The 16,444-nt window shown below is 43.6% G+C and carries 17 protein-coding genes and 1 pseudogene; 14 read left to right on the top strand and 4 right to left on the bottom strand.

What is annotated here, in order from left to right; translation table 11 throughout:
* Positions 1-164: 164 nt before the first annotated feature.
* From ED652_RS05620 to ED652_RS05605, 4 genes are all read left to right on the top strand, one after another.
* Entirely contained in the window at positions 165-1,010 is an 846-nt protein-coding gene (locus ED652_RS05620) for an HEXXH motif-containing putative peptide modification protein (RefSeq protein WP_122053795.1), read from the top strand.
* Positions 1,007-1,804 carry a cupin domain-containing protein gene (locus tag ED652_RS05615; protein WP_122053794.1) on the top strand — a complete coding sequence of 266 codons (798 nt, stop codon included), beginning with the start codon at positions 1,007-1,009 and terminating at the stop codon, positions 1,802-1,804. Before ED652_RS05620 ends, ED652_RS05615 begins: the two co-directional genes overlap by 4 nt.
* Positions 1,801-3,147, top strand: coding sequence for a hypothetical protein (locus tag ED652_RS05610; RefSeq protein WP_122053793.1), 1,347 nt, complete (start codon positions 1,801-1,803; stop codon positions 3,145-3,147). Before ED652_RS05615 ends, ED652_RS05610 begins: the two co-directional genes overlap by 4 nt.
* A gap of 204 nt (positions 3,148-3,351) precedes the next feature.
* Entirely contained in the window at positions 3,352-3,549 is a 198-nt protein-coding gene (locus ED652_RS05605; protein WP_017106023.1) for a hypothetical protein, read from the top strand.
* A 49-nt stretch (positions 3,550-3,598) separates the two neighbouring features.
* On the opposite strand, the gene ED652_RS05600 is transcribed toward ED652_RS05605, so the two are convergent.
* Positions 3,599-4,690 (bottom strand): transporter substrate-binding domain-containing protein, encoded by a 1,092-nt coding sequence (locus tag ED652_RS05600; protein WP_122053792.1) that lies wholly within the window; start codon positions 4,688-4,690, stop codon positions 3,599-3,601.
* Positions 4,691-4,991: 301 nt separating this feature from the next.
* On the opposite strand from ED652_RS05600, the pseudogene ED652_RS05595 reads away from it, so the two are divergent.
* Together ED652_RS05595 and ED652_RS05590 are read left to right on the top strand one after the other, a co-directional pair.
* Positions 4,992-5,379: pseudogene (locus tag ED652_RS05595) on the top strand (VOC family protein).
* A gap of 120 nt (positions 5,380-5,499) precedes the next feature.
* A complete protein-coding gene (locus ED652_RS05590; RefSeq protein ID WP_122053791.1) occupies positions 5,500-5,904 on the top strand; it encodes an AraC family transcriptional regulator in 405 nt (134 codons plus the stop codon).
* Positions 5,905-5,998: 94 nt separating this feature from the next.
* On the opposite strand, the gene ED652_RS05585 is transcribed toward ED652_RS05590, so the two are convergent.
* The gene (locus tag ED652_RS05585; protein WP_122053790.1) at positions 5,999-6,466 is read right to left on the bottom strand and encodes a PaaI family thioesterase; all 468 of its coding nucleotides are present in this window, start codon (positions 6,464-6,466) and stop codon (positions 5,999-6,001) included.
* 44 nt (positions 6,467-6,510) lie between these two features.
* Here ED652_RS05585 and ED652_RS05580 point away from each other — a divergent pair, with 44 nt between their 5' ends.
* Entirely contained in the window at positions 6,511-6,789 is a 279-nt protein-coding gene (locus tag ED652_RS05580) for a DUF134 domain-containing protein (protein ID WP_017109750.1), read from the top strand.
* Between the two features lie 51 nt (positions 6,790-6,840).
* Here the strand turns inward: ED652_RS05580 and nqrM are convergent, their stop codons facing one another.
* A complete protein-coding gene (gene nqrM / locus ED652_RS05575) occupies positions 6,841-7,038 on the bottom strand; it encodes a (Na+)-NQR maturation NqrM (RefSeq protein WP_017109749.1) in 198 nt (65 codons plus the stop codon).
* The gene (locus tag ED652_RS05570) at positions 7,035-7,481 is read right to left on the bottom strand and encodes a NifB/NifX family molybdenum-iron cluster-binding protein (RefSeq protein WP_122053789.1); all 447 of its coding nucleotides are present in this window, start codon (positions 7,479-7,481) and stop codon (positions 7,035-7,037) included. Before ED652_RS05570 ends, nqrM begins: the two co-directional genes overlap by 4 nt.
* A 239-nt stretch (positions 7,482-7,720) precedes the next feature.
* Here ED652_RS05570 and ED652_RS05565 point away from each other — a divergent pair, with 239 nt between their 5' ends.
* The 7 genes from ED652_RS05565 (at position 7,721) to ED652_RS05530 (ending at position 16,350) form a co-directional block, all read left to right on the top strand.
* Complete coding sequence (locus ED652_RS05565; protein ID WP_122053788.1) at positions 7,721-8,548, top strand: DMT family transporter; 828 nt, start codon at positions 7,721-7,723, stop codon at positions 8,546-8,548.
* Positions 8,549-8,837: 289 nt separating this feature from the next.
* Positions 8,838-9,947: a dipeptidase gene (locus ED652_RS05560; protein WP_254051683.1), complete on the top strand. Its 1,110-nt coding sequence runs from the start codon at positions 8,838-8,840 to the stop codon at positions 9,945-9,947.
* 857 nt (positions 9,948-10,804) lie between these two features.
* The gene (locus ED652_RS05550; RefSeq protein WP_099166810.1) at positions 10,805-11,308 is read left to right on the top strand and encodes a YcxB family protein; all 504 of its coding nucleotides are present in this window, start codon (positions 10,805-10,807) and stop codon (positions 11,306-11,308) included.
* Between the two features lie 79 nt (positions 11,309-11,387).
* Positions 11,388-12,113, top strand: a complete 726-nt coding sequence (locus ED652_RS05545; RefSeq protein ID WP_122053786.1) for a metallophosphoesterase — start codon at positions 11,388-11,390, stop codon at positions 12,111-12,113.
* A 245-nt stretch (positions 12,114-12,358) separates the two neighbouring features.
* Positions 12,359-13,561, top strand: coding sequence for a YbfB/YjiJ family MFS transporter (locus ED652_RS05540; protein WP_122053785.1), 1,203 nt, complete (start codon positions 12,359-12,361; stop codon positions 13,559-13,561).
* 14 nt (positions 13,562-13,575) lie between these two features.
* Complete coding sequence (locus tag ED652_RS05535) at positions 13,576-14,205, top strand: glutathione S-transferase family protein (protein ID WP_122053784.1); 630 nt, start codon at positions 13,576-13,578, stop codon at positions 14,203-14,205.
* A gap of 102 nt (positions 14,206-14,307) precedes the next feature.
* Positions 14,308-16,350: an FUSC family protein gene (locus tag ED652_RS05530; protein WP_122053783.1), complete on the top strand. Its 2,043-nt coding sequence runs from the start codon at positions 14,308-14,310 to the stop codon at positions 16,348-16,350.
* The last annotated feature ends 94 nt before the right edge of the window (positions 16,351-16,444 follow it).

Below are 16,444 nucleotides of genomic sequence, written 5' to 3'. Positions count from 1 at the left end.
TGTGATCGTCAAATCGATCATAATTTTGATTAAAAAACGCTCACGATCTCACCCTGGACCAAACAATGGTAATGATCGTCGAAACATGATCGTTTTTGAAGATCAAGAGTAACTAAAACTAACCTGCTAGCTTTATATTAGCTAGCAGGTTACAGGAGGATAATATGTATTTTTCACTTGGTTCAAACGCTGTAAAAAAGAACTTCCTAGATCTCTATTCAAGAAAAAATGATATCAATAACTTATCTCAAGATAATGCTAAGCAAAGCCTTAAAAATTCGTATATACAAACAATATCGCAATTTATACCAATAGCTCTGGATAACATCACAAATCGCAATCAGATACTTAAAGTAAATGACCCAAATCTATGTAGTCAACTATCTACAGGTTATAACTTATCAAAACTCGACGACTTATCTCAGTCAGACATCATATCTAACTCAACATGCAATGTAACTTCAGCAGAGATGGCAGACTATTTACTCTCTCTAGACTATATAAAAGAGTTATCGCCTGATCTCCATGAAGTTTTCGAATTGGCTATTAATGTCATGTTTTTTATGCGTTCAGAACAAGCAAGTGGAGGAAGCACATCTGGTATGCCGGGCGTTATTTGGGTAAACCCTAAAACAAATTGGTGTATAAATAACCGAGTCGAATTCCTTGTTCATGAATTAACACATAACCTCTTATTTATTGAAGAACTGATTAGAGGCCTTTATTCGTATGAAAATATGTATAAGGAAGAGAACTGGACTCGTTCTGCAGTTTTAAATAAATCTCGCCCTCTCGACAAGTCATATCATAGTGCAGTTGTAGGAACCGAATTACTCTTATTTCGACACGAGTTATCGATCGTACCCGAAGAATATTGCGCTCACCCGCCAACAGAACAACTATTAGCGCAAACACTATCTTCTATTCGCTCTTGTTTAGGCTCTCACTTATTGAAACCAAGAGGGAAAGAGGTATTAGAAGTTTGTTATGCAAAACTGGAGAAAATATGAGCTTTTCTGAGAAGGAGCAAGCATTCATCGGTGCCCTATTGGTTAACAATCAGCTTTCTAACAAGACCCAGTTGATGAGGTCACTGGATGAAGACAGCTCCTCCATCACCGACCATATAGAGACATTGTTGTCCGGAGCAAGAATGACGAGTGACAGGGCTAGGTTTTTCCGCAATGGGATCGAACAAACTGAATTGGTTTCCGCCAAAGGCATGAATAAGCATGGGAAAACCAACCTCTATATAAGAAACGATAAGCTATACGATCAATTTTTAATGGGAGGTACATTTGCTATGGACTCTATCGATGAGTTCAAAGGCTACTTTTCATCTACAGCTCGGCAACTTAGCGAACGCCTTCATTGTGAAACATCAGCTAACTTGTATGTTTCGTACGGTTCAATCAGCGGGTTGGGATACCACAAAGACGACCACCATGTGTTGGTCAAACAACTGGTTGGTCAGAAGCGCTGGCAATTTGGCAAGAGCCAAAACGATATAGTACTCAACGAAGGTGACCTCCTATTTGTTCCTAAAGGCGTTGCTCATAACCCGATATCGGAGTCTCATCAATCATTCCATGTGACTTACAGTATTGTTACGCCAACGTTATCGGATTTCTTAAAATGGGCGTGCTTACCAGAACACCAAGCGAGGCTGGATAACGTCAGTGCAGAAGAGCATATGGCGCTTAACGAGGAGATCGAGTTGTTGCACGCTAATTTCCTTAAATACAGAAAGAACAAAGCAAACGCCTTTCGAAATTACAGCACTAAACGGATATTCCCTGCATGAAGTTTGAATCAGTAAGGTCCATTGCGCTAAGCATGTTCAATACGCACGCTTGGTTAGCTATCTCTTTTGCGAGCATACACCAACTCTCTATCGCAATATCTGTCTACGCATCCGTTCAAATCATCTACGAAGTCAACAATGTTGGCTTCGATAGTATTGATTTCAAACTGTGGGCCGTTGTTTACTTGACGTGCATGGTCCTACCTTACTGTGTTTCATATTTCAGTGATATGTCTCGGGAGTCGTGGTTCTGCTCTGCTCTGAGTGATTTTTGGTCTGCTGCCACAACAATCTACGGTTCGTGCACCAACAAAACCGACACCGATAACATCAAAGGAGTTCTGGTCTCTCAAGGTAAAGAGACCATCATTAACTTTATTGGTTATTCGTTTCATTCTATCTCTGCACTACTGAACTTCAGTTTGAGCTTGTTAGTGATTAGTGTTGTTTTAGATTATCGGTTTGCTCTCTCTGTCCTAGTCAGTTCACTCTTTATTGCTGCCTACAAGATGTATATATCCAAAAGAATGGAGTGGTTGTCAGAGACTAGAAATACTCAAGGCTCAATCCTTACCAAGAAATTATCCGCCATCCATGAAAACTATCATCACGGATCCTCTATTAATCGTGCAAGTTTTCAGAGTGATACACGCTTGAGCACCGAGGCATACCTTTCATCTAGGATGAATGAGGCTCGCAGCAAATACGCTGCAATGCTGATCACCTCTTTATTTTCCCTCTTACCCACCACTTCTTTGGTCGTGTTTTTGCTGTTTTCACCTCAAATAGATGCCGCGATTAAACTAGGAACTGTGGTCAACCTGACTCGTATCTACCATATCCTTGCTTCGGCAAACGAGTTAGTATCGATAATTATCCTACTCCCCAATATCAAAGGGCAGCTTCGAATACTCACCAAGTTTAGTGACGCTAAAGCACCTTTTAAAATGGAAACGCGCACTATTGAACTCAAAGATAATCAAACCCATAAACCAGTGAGCACGAAAGAGCTTAAGGCTTATCATAACGGGTATCTCTCTGTTATTGGTTCGAACGGTTCAGGAAAAACCACTTTCCTCAAAGACTACCAAAGAGATGCTGGAGGTCTGTACTTCAATCCTTCATACCGCGTATGTTGGCCCTGGGAGTCAGAGCTAGATAGAGAAAACCTATCCGACGGAGAGTACACAAAGAAATGCCTAGAGTGGTTGATCAACCATACACAAGAGACACTATTACTCGATGAATGGGACGCCTTTTTAGATAAAAATAATAAAGCCGAATTGAAAGAGAAGATCAAATCTGGCTCAAAAACACGTTTGATTCTCCAGGTTCGTCAATAGTTAAGTCTCATAACGGATAACATTAGGGTAACTCACTTCCAAAAACGAAATTTTAGCTTACTGGCTTTTAGCTGATATCGCGTTGACGGGCGCGTTTGAGAAGCGCATGCTTTTATTTCCGAGCAGAATAGTTTTGGCCGAATTAATAGCCTAACCCGTCCATAACTTGTTCTGTGCAAAGCATCTGATTGAATGGTAGGTCACATGAATAAAGTTATAATGTTAGTAATGGGGCTGCTTTTTACCAGTCGATTATTTGCCAGTATTGGGCCGCACGTTAGTCAACTTGAGCATGATGCCCCTATTCTCCTTCGCTCAGCATTGATTGTCGGTGTTTCGGCTTATGCAGTTTGGACAGCGTTCAAATATTTCAAAAAGAACAAAGCTTCTAGTTCAGACTAACTGTAGCGGAATGAGCCTAGAACACGTCGAAGCAAGCAGCAGGTGTCGGTTATTGATCCGCAAAATAATCGACCAAGATTTTACGCCACTTACGCGACTCACGAATTTTCAGCAGCGCACGGTTTATCTCTTCTTCGTATGAGTTATTTTCAGTAATGATAAATCCATAATTCTGCTTTTCTAACTGATACGGTAACACCTCTAGATCATCGAACTGTCCACTTATTCTGCCATTACCGATCATATATTTGAGTACCACATCATCGGCTACGATGGCTTCAACTTCACCTTCCTCTAAAGCCGCCAACAGTCTCGGCATATCCACATAACTCTTGTGTCGAATACCAAAGCTAGTGAGCATTAAAGAAGAGGTCGTCGCGACCTTTGCCCCTACTTCTACATCCGCGAGATCATTCACGCCTTTAATATGAGAAGAGCCTTGGCTAAGCGTGAGCTTACTGGCTAATACCGCAGTAATACTGGCAATGAATAGCATACTCAATACACCAATGAATACTGTGGCAATTCGTCCGGTTAAGCTTTTGAACTCAAAGTAATTGAATGGGCCTCGAGTGATGAACAGTAAGCCTAGTATGAAGCTTTCTAACCAACGACCAGTACGGCTTTTCATCGAATAGAGCTTTTCATTCTCGCCGTGCTCCAATACGTAGAAAAATGCGCCAATGACCCCAGAGATAAAAACGATAACACCAATGATCATCCACAATGCAGGGTTTAAGAAAATGGCGCGCAAGGTATGAAGGTAGCCCTGTTTCTTCACTGCGATGGCAAGGTGAGTTTCGTAAAAGGAATGGGAAAAGTCAGCAAACAGCTCACGCTCTGGGGTGATTGAAATACAAGAGACACCAATGTCGATTTGCTCGGTTTCAATCGCATTGAGTAGTTCATCCAAACGGTGATTTTCTATCGTATATTCAACGTCCATCTCTTTGGCGATCTGTTCCCAAAGTTCGACACTCAGGCCATTCCATTGACTTTCCATCGAACTGATCACAAAAGGCGGACACGGGTACACACCGACTTTAAGTGGAGAAGAGGAAGCAAAAGTACTGAAGAATAGAAAGAGAGAAACGATTGAAATGACACTGTATCGGAGTGTCGATTTGAAGAATTTGTGCATCAGCAGCCCTCCAGAAGAAGGCAGCAATGAATTTGAATCGAGTACGGAGGCTCGACTAATGAACACATATCAGTGCGATCAGAAGTGAAGAAATTTTATGATAAATTCAATACTGCCCTAGCTTTAATAGTTATAACTTTAACTATAGAGAACCCTATTTATTGTGCAAAGAATGGGCTTAACAAAGTACGAAAGACAGGACAACTCGACTCTACACTTCCATAAAAGCAATATAGAATAAGTATTGTCACCGCCTTCTGGTTATTCTTTTTCTGTTCCCAACAATTAAAGGTAGTTCACAATGAAAATCGTCGTAACAAGTGTTCCCGTTGAAGACCAAGACAAAGCTCTAGATTTCTATACCAATATTTTTAGGCTTTATCAATAAGACGGAAGTCCCACTTGGCGAACACAAATGGTTAACGGTTGTGTCTCCGCAAGAACAATCGGGCGTTGAACTTCTGCTTGAGCCAATGGCTTTCGAACCCGCTAAGCAATACCAAGATTCATTGAAAGAAGCCGGTATTCCTTGGACATCATTTGCTGTCGATGACGTTAACGCAGAATACGAAAGATTGGTCGCTCTAGGAGTCGAGTTCTCAATTACCTCAAGAGAAGCAGGAAGCGTGATGATCGCCGTCTTAGACGACACCTGTGGTAACTATATCCAGTTGATGCAACTGCTATAACACTCAGCTAATTCAACCAACAGGTGCTGCTAAAGGTATCACCTGCTGGTCGTTCCGCCTCTTTCGTAGTGAACAAGACTAATATAAATAAGTGTCCATCCAATAACGGGTTAACGAGCAATGTCATCACCCTCTAAAACATTCTATGAACAAGAGCTCGACCGCTTGGACAGTGAGATATCACTTCCTGCCAAACATTACGTGCTCATCAGACAATCGAAGCGATTCATAGAAGAGTATTATCCAGAAAAAATAGACTTAGATGACCTAGCCAAAGCCGCATTTATGTCTCGGTTCCACTACATTCGTGTCTTCAAACAGGTATATGGCGTGACACCTAGGAACTACCTGAAAGACATGCGTATTTCCAAAGCCAAAGAACTCTTGAAGCAAGGCCATTCTGTCACCGATGTTTGCATGAGTGTCGGTTATGAAAGCTTGGCGACTTTCTCAACGACCTTTAACAAAAGCACAGGTTACTCCCCCAGAGAATATCAACGTTTGTATAATGAAAACCTGAAATAACGTTCGATTTGAATACCCTACCGAATTCCACCCCATACACCTTCTACCAACTCCGAGATCTATTACGTGTTACCTAATGGCTAATGGCTAAAACCTAAAACATAAACTGGCTTTGTGCCGATGAACACAGCTTTCCGTTCTGAATGATGTTGCTCTCTAAGAAGTGAATGTTGCGTCGGCTTTTGACCCATTGAGCGCGAATTTCTAACTCTTGACCAATAGCTATTGGATAATGAAAACGAGACGTTAAACTCACCGTCATCGCGGTGATACTATTTTGGAACAAGCAATGCAGCATCGCGCTGTCGTGTAATGTAGTAACAATGCCACCTTGCATGATGCCATCGTAGCCCTCAGCTTTATCTGTTGGTACAATCTTGGCTCTGGTTTCATATTTAACTAAAGCTTCACTCTTAATTGAAGCTTCATGATTGGCCAAGGCTTTATGATTGACTAAAGTCTCGCGCTCGCTAACGGCTTCAAAACAAATGGGGCTGTCTGCGAAAAAACCTTGGCTGCATACTTGGCAGCGCCGATGGTTGTGAGGAATGAAAACCTTCATACTTACCCTTATTCCTTTTTACCCTTAGATTCCTAGAGATTGATATGGCTCGACCAAAAAAACATCGCCAGTTATGTACCCGTGCGGCTTATTCTTGTTTTAAGCCTAATGGCGTCCCTATGGACGAGCTTCATAAAGAAGAACTGCTATTAGAAGAGTTAGAAGCCTTACGCTTGGCTGATCAAGAAGGCTTGAGCCAGCTTGAAGCCGCCGAACAGATGCAGGTGTCTCGCCAAACGTTCGGCAATATCATTAAGCGCGCACGAGCCAAAGTCGCCAAATGCATCGTCAACGGCCATGCGTTGGTCATTCAAGGCGCTTAACTCGTGTCCTAACCAGAAATGATTTAGCGTAAGACCACTGATTCCCAAGACTTAGCTTGATGGCTCAGTGATCTGATACAACGTTCGGCTATGCTCTTCGCACACATCCTTGCAATTGCATTCGCGCTCAATGTCTAACTGCGCGAGCCCTCCACAACTGCCTTTGATTGGCTTACGTGAAAAAATCACGCCTATCGCCATCAGAAAAACGATCCCAACAAAACCCAGTAGCGTGAGTAAGAAAGTCATTTACGGACACCTCGAATAACACTGAACCTATTCGACCGTGGCGTGTGAATCGACGTTTCTTTCTTGTGCCCTTTGTCACCGCACGTTTTCTCGCGACACCCGCTATTTCGTGGCTCTCGACCATAATCGAGGCTGGTCACTTCTTGCAGATGGCTCAAATCTAAAGCAGCAATTTCTGCCTTTCCTGTCGATGCAAAAACTCGAATATCGTTATTGAACAAGTGCGCTAGCATCTTCTTCCCTATGTGACGGACAACTACAGCCTTCACATCGTAAGATTTAACGACAGACATCCATTGCTTCTTCTTATTGCACGGGCTGTCCGACTCAACCAAAGGAATAAGTTGCTTTATTTGTTGTCGCTCATCGACAATGGCTATCTGCGGAGAACGAGCAAAGTGGTTACCGACATGAAGGTCGCGACAAGGTACTGCATATAACATGGTAACTTCCTGTTATTGATGATTAGGAGTTCAGCATACGCCTCGTTATTAGCATATGCCAATAATTATCGTGTGAAAAATTGGATTTACTGTTTGTAGAGATCTTAACGATGAATAAGCAAAATCTAATAAAACATTGGATATCAATTGAATGCAGCGGTTAAACTCTGAACAATCACTAAGTATGGAAATCTGACACGCACACGAGGGAAATCACTATCTCATCAACAATTCTTTGGATGATAGGCACACTGATATCATTCAGTTTGATGGCCATCGGTGCGCGAGAGCTCAGTGGCAACATCAGTACTTACCAAGTGTTACTTGTTCGAAGTGTCATTGGTTTATGCGTCGTGTCATTTTTGATCTTCGCGTCTAAGCAAAAGGAGCTGTTTTCGACAAACCGACTCCCCTTGCATAGCCTGCGTAATGTCTTTCACTTTGGTGGGCAATTTGGTTGGTTTGTTGGAATTGGGCTACTTCCTTTATCGGAAGTGTTTGCGCTTGAGTTCACCGTTCCACTATGGACGGCACTATTGGCAAGTCTCTTTCTGGGGGAAAGCCTCACACTAAAGAAAATGACGGCTATCGTATTTGGGTTGTTGGGCGTTGTTATCATTGTTCAACCCACACAAGACGTCATAAGTGTTGGGGCGATTATCGTACTGTGCGCTGCATTTTGTTATTCCGTAGCACATACCTCGACCAAATCATTAGCCAGTACCGAGGCTCCGCTTACTATTCTGTTCTACATGTGCTTAATTCAACTGCCCATAGGCTTGATTCTGTCTTGGCAGGTATGGAAAACGCCATCAGCGTTAGAATCGGTTTGGTTGTTACTCGTCGCCTTATCTGCCCTCTCCGCTCATTATTGTTTGACCAAAGCCATGAAGAACGCCGAAGTCACTTTGGTGATGATACTCGACTTCTTCCGCCTACCCGCTATCGCCGTTGTCGGCATTCTGCTGTATGACGAGCCATTAACGCCCGCGCTGATCATTGGTGGCGTGGTTATGCTGTTCGGAAACCTGTTAGTCACCTATAAAAGCAATCGCCGCAATCAATAGTAAAAGACCTCGCAATCGCAAAACCATAGTTTTATCTATCCGTAATCCGATTAACAAGAAGAACACAGCCATGTCGTGAAATGCACATTTTCAGCACTGGGTTCCTTTATTATCTCCTACATCAACAGCGCACTTAACTCGCTAACTAATGTAGAGGTTACATCATGAAAAATTAATCCTAGCCGCAACAATCGCCTCACTATCAACTGGTGTAAACGCATCTATTGAGACATTAGATTGGCATGAATTTTCTTCGCCAGAAGCGCAGAAATTCGCGCAAGAAACCATTGTGTTGGACTTTTATGCCTCACCTAGCGCTGTTGGCTTCACTGAAGATTCTGATGTTGCTCGCTATATCGACCTTGCTCATGAGCGTGGCATAACAGGTGCATCAGTAACGATTGCTGCACCTCACACACCAAATATGTTGGCATTTAAATCTGAACATGCGAAGTGGACAAAATCATCAGCGTCTGCCAAGACACCAATTCGTTATGTTGAGAGCGTTGAAGACTTCCAACTCGCTCATGATAACGGTGAATACGCGATAATGTGGGCAAGCCAAACAACCATGCCTTTGGAAGGTGATGCTTCAAATGTTGCAGTCATGGCTGAACACGGCATCAAAACAATGCAACTCACTTACAACGAGACAGAGCTTACAGGTTCTGGTGTTATCTCTATGATAAACGGTAATAAATCAGGCCTAACCGAGTTTGGTAAAGAAGTAATTGATGAAATGGTGAAACACGGCATCACGGTTGATCTTTCTCATACGTCTCACTACACAACTGAAGATATTACCGACTACATGCAGAAACATCATAAAGGTGTGCCAGTTATCTATTCGCATTCGCCAGTTGCATCAACTTACGGCTGTAAGCCTCACGAAACACTGAGTGAAACGAAGCAGCGTATGGCAGAGAAAAACCTACAAAAGGACCACCCCGATTACCGTTTATCTGCGTGCTACCGATTAATTTCTGATGAGCAAGCGGAGACTGTTGCCGAAATGGGCGGTGTCGTTGCAGTTACTGCGACAGAATTCATGATGGACGGCGTTTGGCCTGAAGACATCTCACCACAACAATTTGCAGAGATGATTGATGGAGCAGTAAAAGTAGCAGGTATTGACCACGTCGGCATCGCAACCGATGACATGATGACAACAGCGAAAGTGGTACCTTTTGCCGTTGCTAATGCAGACAAATACGCTGATAACGGCTACATGGTGGAGGCATTCAACAAAGGTGCGACAGGCTGTGCAGAGCTGTCAAAACACATTGCAGGTGTTGTCGATGCTTTATGGGAAATGGGTTACTCAAATGAAGATCTTGCTAAACTATTCGGCGGTAACTTAATTCGTGTTTACGAACAAACATGGACGCCAAAAGCTTAAATTATTTTGCCCACAGAAATGTGGGCTTTTTTGCCATCATTAGGCTCTAAACGATTATCGCATTGAGTAAATAGAGCCTTATCTCTCGCCTCTTTCCCAAGATACGCTCGGTGGCTACTAGACACTGCTATTAATAGAACAGAGAGCGACGTCTAACACCCTGTATATTTCACGTTTTTGTTCTGTGACATCTTCGTAATGCTAGTTCAATAGAACGCTGCTATCGCCTACTTTGAACAGGATATACGTTGCTCCATCAACTTCGAACCAATTGAACGTTCCATGCTGATTGTACGTCGTCATTGTTTTGTTTATTTTCAAGAGAGGTACACCAGAAGAGCAAGACAAGCCGACGCACATAACCCGAAAAAAGAGAAAAAGAACCTCGCCCCTAATTCAGTCTTTTCATTTTCTGGCATTGCCCTACTTTGTTGCCAGCCAAGCTCACGAACCTCGTCCTTCGTGAGGTTTAAATCTAATTCTTCAATGTATCTATCGAGTTCATCATTGTGCACTGATCCAATCATCTTCTATCCTCTCTAGCCGTTGGATTCGTATTTTATGGCCACCCTGTGTTTAATTAAATTAGATAATTTATAACAGGCGTTAAGGTAAACAGAACGCAATGAAGATCAGGTTAACGAACGAGTTCCGCTTCCTCACCTCGTCGCTCTTTAGAGTTAGAAACACATCAGCTTTAACATGAACAAACACCTACGGTAGTATTGATTTACAAAAGAGCATCAAAACCGCTAAAGAAAAGTATCGAGAAGCGATACAATGCTCGTGCTGCAAGACCGCAGCAAGCTATGCCCATTCAATGAAAGCACATTCACAGAACCTTAAAGTAGCCACACATGTCTAAAGATCCCGGTTTCACCACAGAATACACCCTCGATAAGACGTTTTTCGCAGAGTGTTATGATCAAACTAGCCTTCCGACTCAATTTCCAAAAGCCTATTTAAAAGGAATACTGTTTCTTGTTTTTGGTGTGGTTCTATTAGAGTTTGAGCTATTACCGAACGGTTACGTTGGCTGGTTCTTTATCGTTTTGAGTGTGATTGAAGCGTTCAGCGTTTACTGCAAAAGAACCTGGTGGCTATGGCGACAAAAAATCAGCTCAGGCGCTGGTAGCAAAGTGGTCTTTGCGGGGAACATTGATGGTGTGAGTTATAAAAACCGCAAAGCCACCAATACTATCGCTTGGAGTGACATCGACCAACTTGAACAGACCGATCTCGGCTTTATCCTTCATATTGGAAAACAGCGCCAATATGTCAGTAAATCTTGTTTAAGCGATGAAGCAATCGCGTTCATGATTGAACAGCACGAAGCTTCTAAAGCATCCAAAGCGAACTAGCATCTCTAAATGCCTGCCAATTGGGCAGGCATTTTTCTATCATCTTTAGCAATGTGCATGTAATGACCGGACAACAACCATGAACACCGTATACCAAATCAGTGATTGTCACCTATCCGATGAATCTAGCTATGAGAACCTGCGTAGAGCATTGGAATTCGTCAACAAAGACACAAATTGCGAGACCATTTTCCTGACCGGTGATATTTGTTGTAATCCCAAGTCGGGAGACTACATTCGATTAGAGGCGTTCATTAGGCAACACATTGGTGATCAATCCATTTATGCGATTGCGGGCAACCATGATGACTCTGACTTAATGAGCACAGAGCTAAAAGGATCGACGATTTTCGTCACCGATAAAGCCACTGTCTGTGAACGACAGTTTTTGTTTCTGGATTCTAGCTACAAGCCACTCGATAGCCGTCACCCTTTGGGCTCTGGGCGTATTGATAACCGTGGTATGACGCGCCTAAAGCAACAGCTGAGAAAGACAAGCAGCCCAATCGTTGTTATCCATCACCCTGTCATTCCTGTCGGAGCTGAGTGGATGAAAGTCATCTGTTTGGAAAACGATGTCGATGTGATGAGCTTACTTCGAAAACATAGCGTGCGTGACGTTATTTGCGGTCATGGCCATGATGAAATAACCGCTACACAACAAGGGATAACCCAATATATGGCACCTTCAATAGCCTATGGCTTTGACCACTCTATCAATGAATACAATCGCAGCGAGAAAGTAGGATTGAGTCGAATTTCGATCTATGATCATTCAATCGACTATCAAGCTGTTTATCTTTAGTCTTGAGCTGTAGTCAAAAAATCACGATTAACTCGTGAGCCATTCATCCAGTACAAGTCTCTTGAAGCATCTGCGCGTCTAAACCACGTATTCAAAAGAATGAATTCCAGAATGTAAATGACTGATTTGATATTTACAGAGGATATAAATCACCATCAAACTCCACACATTAGAGTAGAAACTCATTTGGAGCACTCAAGTTAAAATGTTAGCGTGATGTTACAAACGCAAACGTCAGGCGCGACATGCAACAAATAAAACTCTTAAACCGCGCCACTTTCGCTGGGCTTGCGGCAACATTAGTCGGTAATGGCATTGGCCGCTTTGCCTACATTGCCTTGATGCCAGTGCTCATACAGAGCGGATGGTTCTCAAGTGAAGATGCCTCAACGCTTGGCGCTGCAACGCTGATTGGCTATATTTTTGGGGCTCCTGCTTCAAGCTTTTTACAACGATATTATTCAACAGGCACACTCATACGCGCCTCTCTTTTATTGAGCAGCTTTAGTTATCTTGGTTGTGCCTTAAAGACTGCCCCCTTTGAATGGTTTTTAACATTGAGAACCATGGCGGGAATATCGGGAGCCATTCTTATGGTGCTCGCGCCACCCATGATTGCGAGCCTTCACCCACAAGAGATGAAAGCAAGAATCAGTGGCGTCGTATTTTCAGGGATCGGGCTTGGTGCCATGATCTCAGGAACGATCATACCTCTACTTATCTATCAAAGTGTGGAAAGCGCATGGTTAGGGATGGGAGCCATTGCTTTTCTAGCGACCGTTTTGACATGGAATACATGGAGTATTGAGGTTAAAAAGAGCCATTGTACGATGAGCCCAGCTTCGTTTAGCGACTTATCCAAGCGCGCACGTATCAGTATTCGATTTGTGCTTTTAGCCTACACCTTTGGCGCCATTGGTTACTTGCCTCACACTCTCTTTTGGGTCGACTATATTGTTCGCGAGTTGGGAATGACTTTATCAAGTGGCGGGGGTTATTGGGCCGTATTTGGTATCGGTGCTGCGATTGGGCCAATAGTGACAGGCGTATTGGGCGATAGGATCGGACTCAAAAAAGCGTTATTAACTGCGTTTTTCTGCAAAGCGATTGGCGTTGCACTTCCACTATTGAGCACAGGTACAGTTGCACTTTTTGTTTCGTCCTTGCTCGTCGGTATGTTCACTCCAGGTATCGTCACACTTGTATCAACTTACACTTTAGAACTAGTTGGAACACAGCTCCATACGAAATCTTGGGGAGCCATGACAATGGCTTTTGCTATTTCCCAAGGCGTGGTTGGCTTTGTTATGGCTCATTACGCACCACAGTTAAGCAGCTATAACATCTTATTTATGGTCAGTACGAGTGCACTCATCTTGTCGATAGTCTGCATTGCATTTACATCAACCAAACAGCAATCATTAAACACTGCTCAAACAAATTCTTAGCAAAGGAATCGCTCATGAAACTGTACTTAAATGATACCTCACCATTCTCACGAGCGGTGTTGGCCACTGCCTACCTGTGCAATGCGCCACTTAAAGTTGAATGGGTCGATCCATGGCAGACACCCCTAGCATTAGTCACAATCAATCCATTTAGTACCATCCCGGTTCTTGAAACTCATGAGGGTATTGCACTCACCGAGAGCTTAATGATTTGCGAGTTTCTATTGCAGGCTTACCCAACTAAGACACTCACAGCAACCAATACTAGTGATAGTAAGCGCATGTCGTTATTGGGGATGAGTAAAACCCTCATGGAAGTAGCATTTCGCTGCGCTGCATTGAGCCGCTTTGACGCTGAACAAAATGTGCTGACAGTTAGAGGAAAGGAAGGTATTCAAAGAAGCGTTCAATCACTTATCGAGCAACTGAATAACACTCATGATTTACTACAGCCTGACTTCTCGACGTTGTACCTGCACGTTGCATTAGATTACGTTCTGTTCAGGCACGCGAATTTACTCTCAGTTAGAGAAGTAGATACCCTCTCCACCGCCTTACAAAGTTCCCCTTTCACAGACACACTAGCAAAGTTAAGCCTAGAAGCGCTTCCCAATAAACCAAGCTATAGCGAGCTACGCCAATAGAAGAGGCTTGCAGTGATTCAATTTATCAATCTGTGATTAAAACCAGCACAATCAAGAGGTTTGGCGTTACACTGAACGAGACATAGTAAGTAAAGAGGGTCTATGACGTTTTCTCCTGCCATTCTGCGTAAAATCTGGTACTCCCCTTCGATTAACTTAGGGCTTCGCGCCACCAGTGCCATTGTGTTGTTTCTTGGTTTAGGGGTGTTGTCGAATCACCTCAACATCGCAATGACCGCGCTAATGACTATGCCAGCGGCTTTGATTAGCGGTCTTGATGCAGCAGGCCCAAGGCGGTGGACGCGTTTTGCGATTACCGCCACCACTTGGGGAGCCACTCAAGCCATAAGCTACCTACTACTTATTAGTGGACTGCCTTTATGGGTAACCTTTGGGGTACTTGGTGCCTTACTTGCCAGCGCAGCGGTCAATGGTCCATTCTGGGCACGGCTAGGCATGTCCAGCCTCTTAATTGCAGTCGTCACCCTATCACTCCATAATTCCAACACAGCGCTAAACTTGTACCCAATGCTGGTACTTGGCCCAATTACTTTTGCACTGTTTAGCTGGCTTTGGTTTGCCCTTTGGAAACATTATGCGTTGCGCGTGTGTCTATCTGCGATTTACGAAACGTTGGCAGACTACATCCAATATCGCCAAGCCTTCTTGTTAGGAGGCGAAAACGAAGCATCCAAAAGACGCATCAAATACCAGCTCATCGAGTTGTTCCAACAGGCGCTTCAGTCCGAATCTTTTCGCTCTAAACACGAAGATGCAAACTCGCTCCGACAAGCCCTATTTCTCGCGCTCGATACATTTGAAGTGATACTCAGCAGCCATACAAGTAACCCTGATTTATTGAGCCAGTTTCAATCAAGTAAGCAAAAGCGTGACTTGTTATTGGTTTGGAGCCAACATTGTCAGCAAAGGCTAAGACACAAAGCCAAACAGCTTTTGCACAACACGAATGAAGAGATGGAGCACTTAAGCTCATTAGAACAAGAAGCCGATGACTTGATTGAAGCGGTAAAGCTTGAAGACCAACCCCGCTTTCGTTATTGGGCATACGCAGTGAAGCACATTTCTCGTCGTATTGAGCTTAACGAACCCGCCTATGAACGCTCTTTTGAAGTGCAGCCGTTCGAATTGTCGTTTCGTCTGCCAAGCCGAAGCAACCCGATTTGGCGTCATGTTACCCGTGTTGGTTTGATGTTCGCACTTGGTGCTGGAATTGCCGAATACTTTGAGTTGATTCGCCCTGACTGGGTGTTGATTTCGATGTTAATGGTGATTCAACCAAGCTTCTTGGCGACCCGCAGTAAAACTTGGCAACGCTGTTTAGGCACGGCACTTGGTGTGCTGTTCGCGACTTCCTTGATTCATATTGGCGTGCCAACGACCGCGATGTATACGTTCATTATCATCCTCTTACCCGTCGCGATGCTTAATATCATGCGCAATTACTCGCTAGCAATTGGTTGTATTACCGCGCTATTGATTTTGATTTATCAGACGATGGCGCATCAAGGGCTCGATTTTGCCGCGCCACGCTTGATCGACAACATCGTGGGGGGCGCCATTGTCCTACTCGGTTATGGTTTGTTATGGCCGCAATGGCGAGGCAAAGAGATCCACAACCAAGCGTTAACGGCTCTGAACAGTTCAAAAAGCTTGTTTGTGTATTGCTACGAACAACTGCAAGTCGCCCCCGAACAACGCGACCACATGGCCTTAACCAAGCAACGTGCTGCCATGCTCACGGCAGAAAGCGACCTAGAACTCATCTATAACGAAATGCAACAAGAGCCAAGACACACTCGTGCCGATCCCCATTATTATGAAGATATGCTGAGTCACTATCGATTATTGAGCCATTATCTTTGTCTGCTGATTCCGCTCATCAGAACAGGCACGCAATACCAAGGAACTCAACAAGTCGAACGCTTAATTCATGATGCGATGAACGCGTTGGTCAATACCATTCGTGATAATCGCGTCCATGAGCTACCCGCGCTAACCAATAAAACCGATGCCGACCACCTCTCCTCCACAACAAGTCAACGCTCAGTAGAAGAAATCATTTGGTTGGCATTGATGACGATAAAACAAATGCACGATTTAGTTAGGCGTAATCTAGAAAGATAAACTCACTTCAGCAATTAGTTATCTCCCGTTTTACACGTTCAACAAGAAATTGAATAAGTGAGACGAACCCGACTGCATTCCATTGCATTACTGT

It is taken from the genome of Vibrio sp. Evd11 (assembly GCF_900382755.1).
Lineage (GTDB): Bacteria > Pseudomonadota > Gammaproteobacteria > Enterobacterales > Vibrionaceae > Vibrio > Vibrio lentus.
This window is presented reverse-complemented; position numbering and strand designations above follow the sequence as displayed.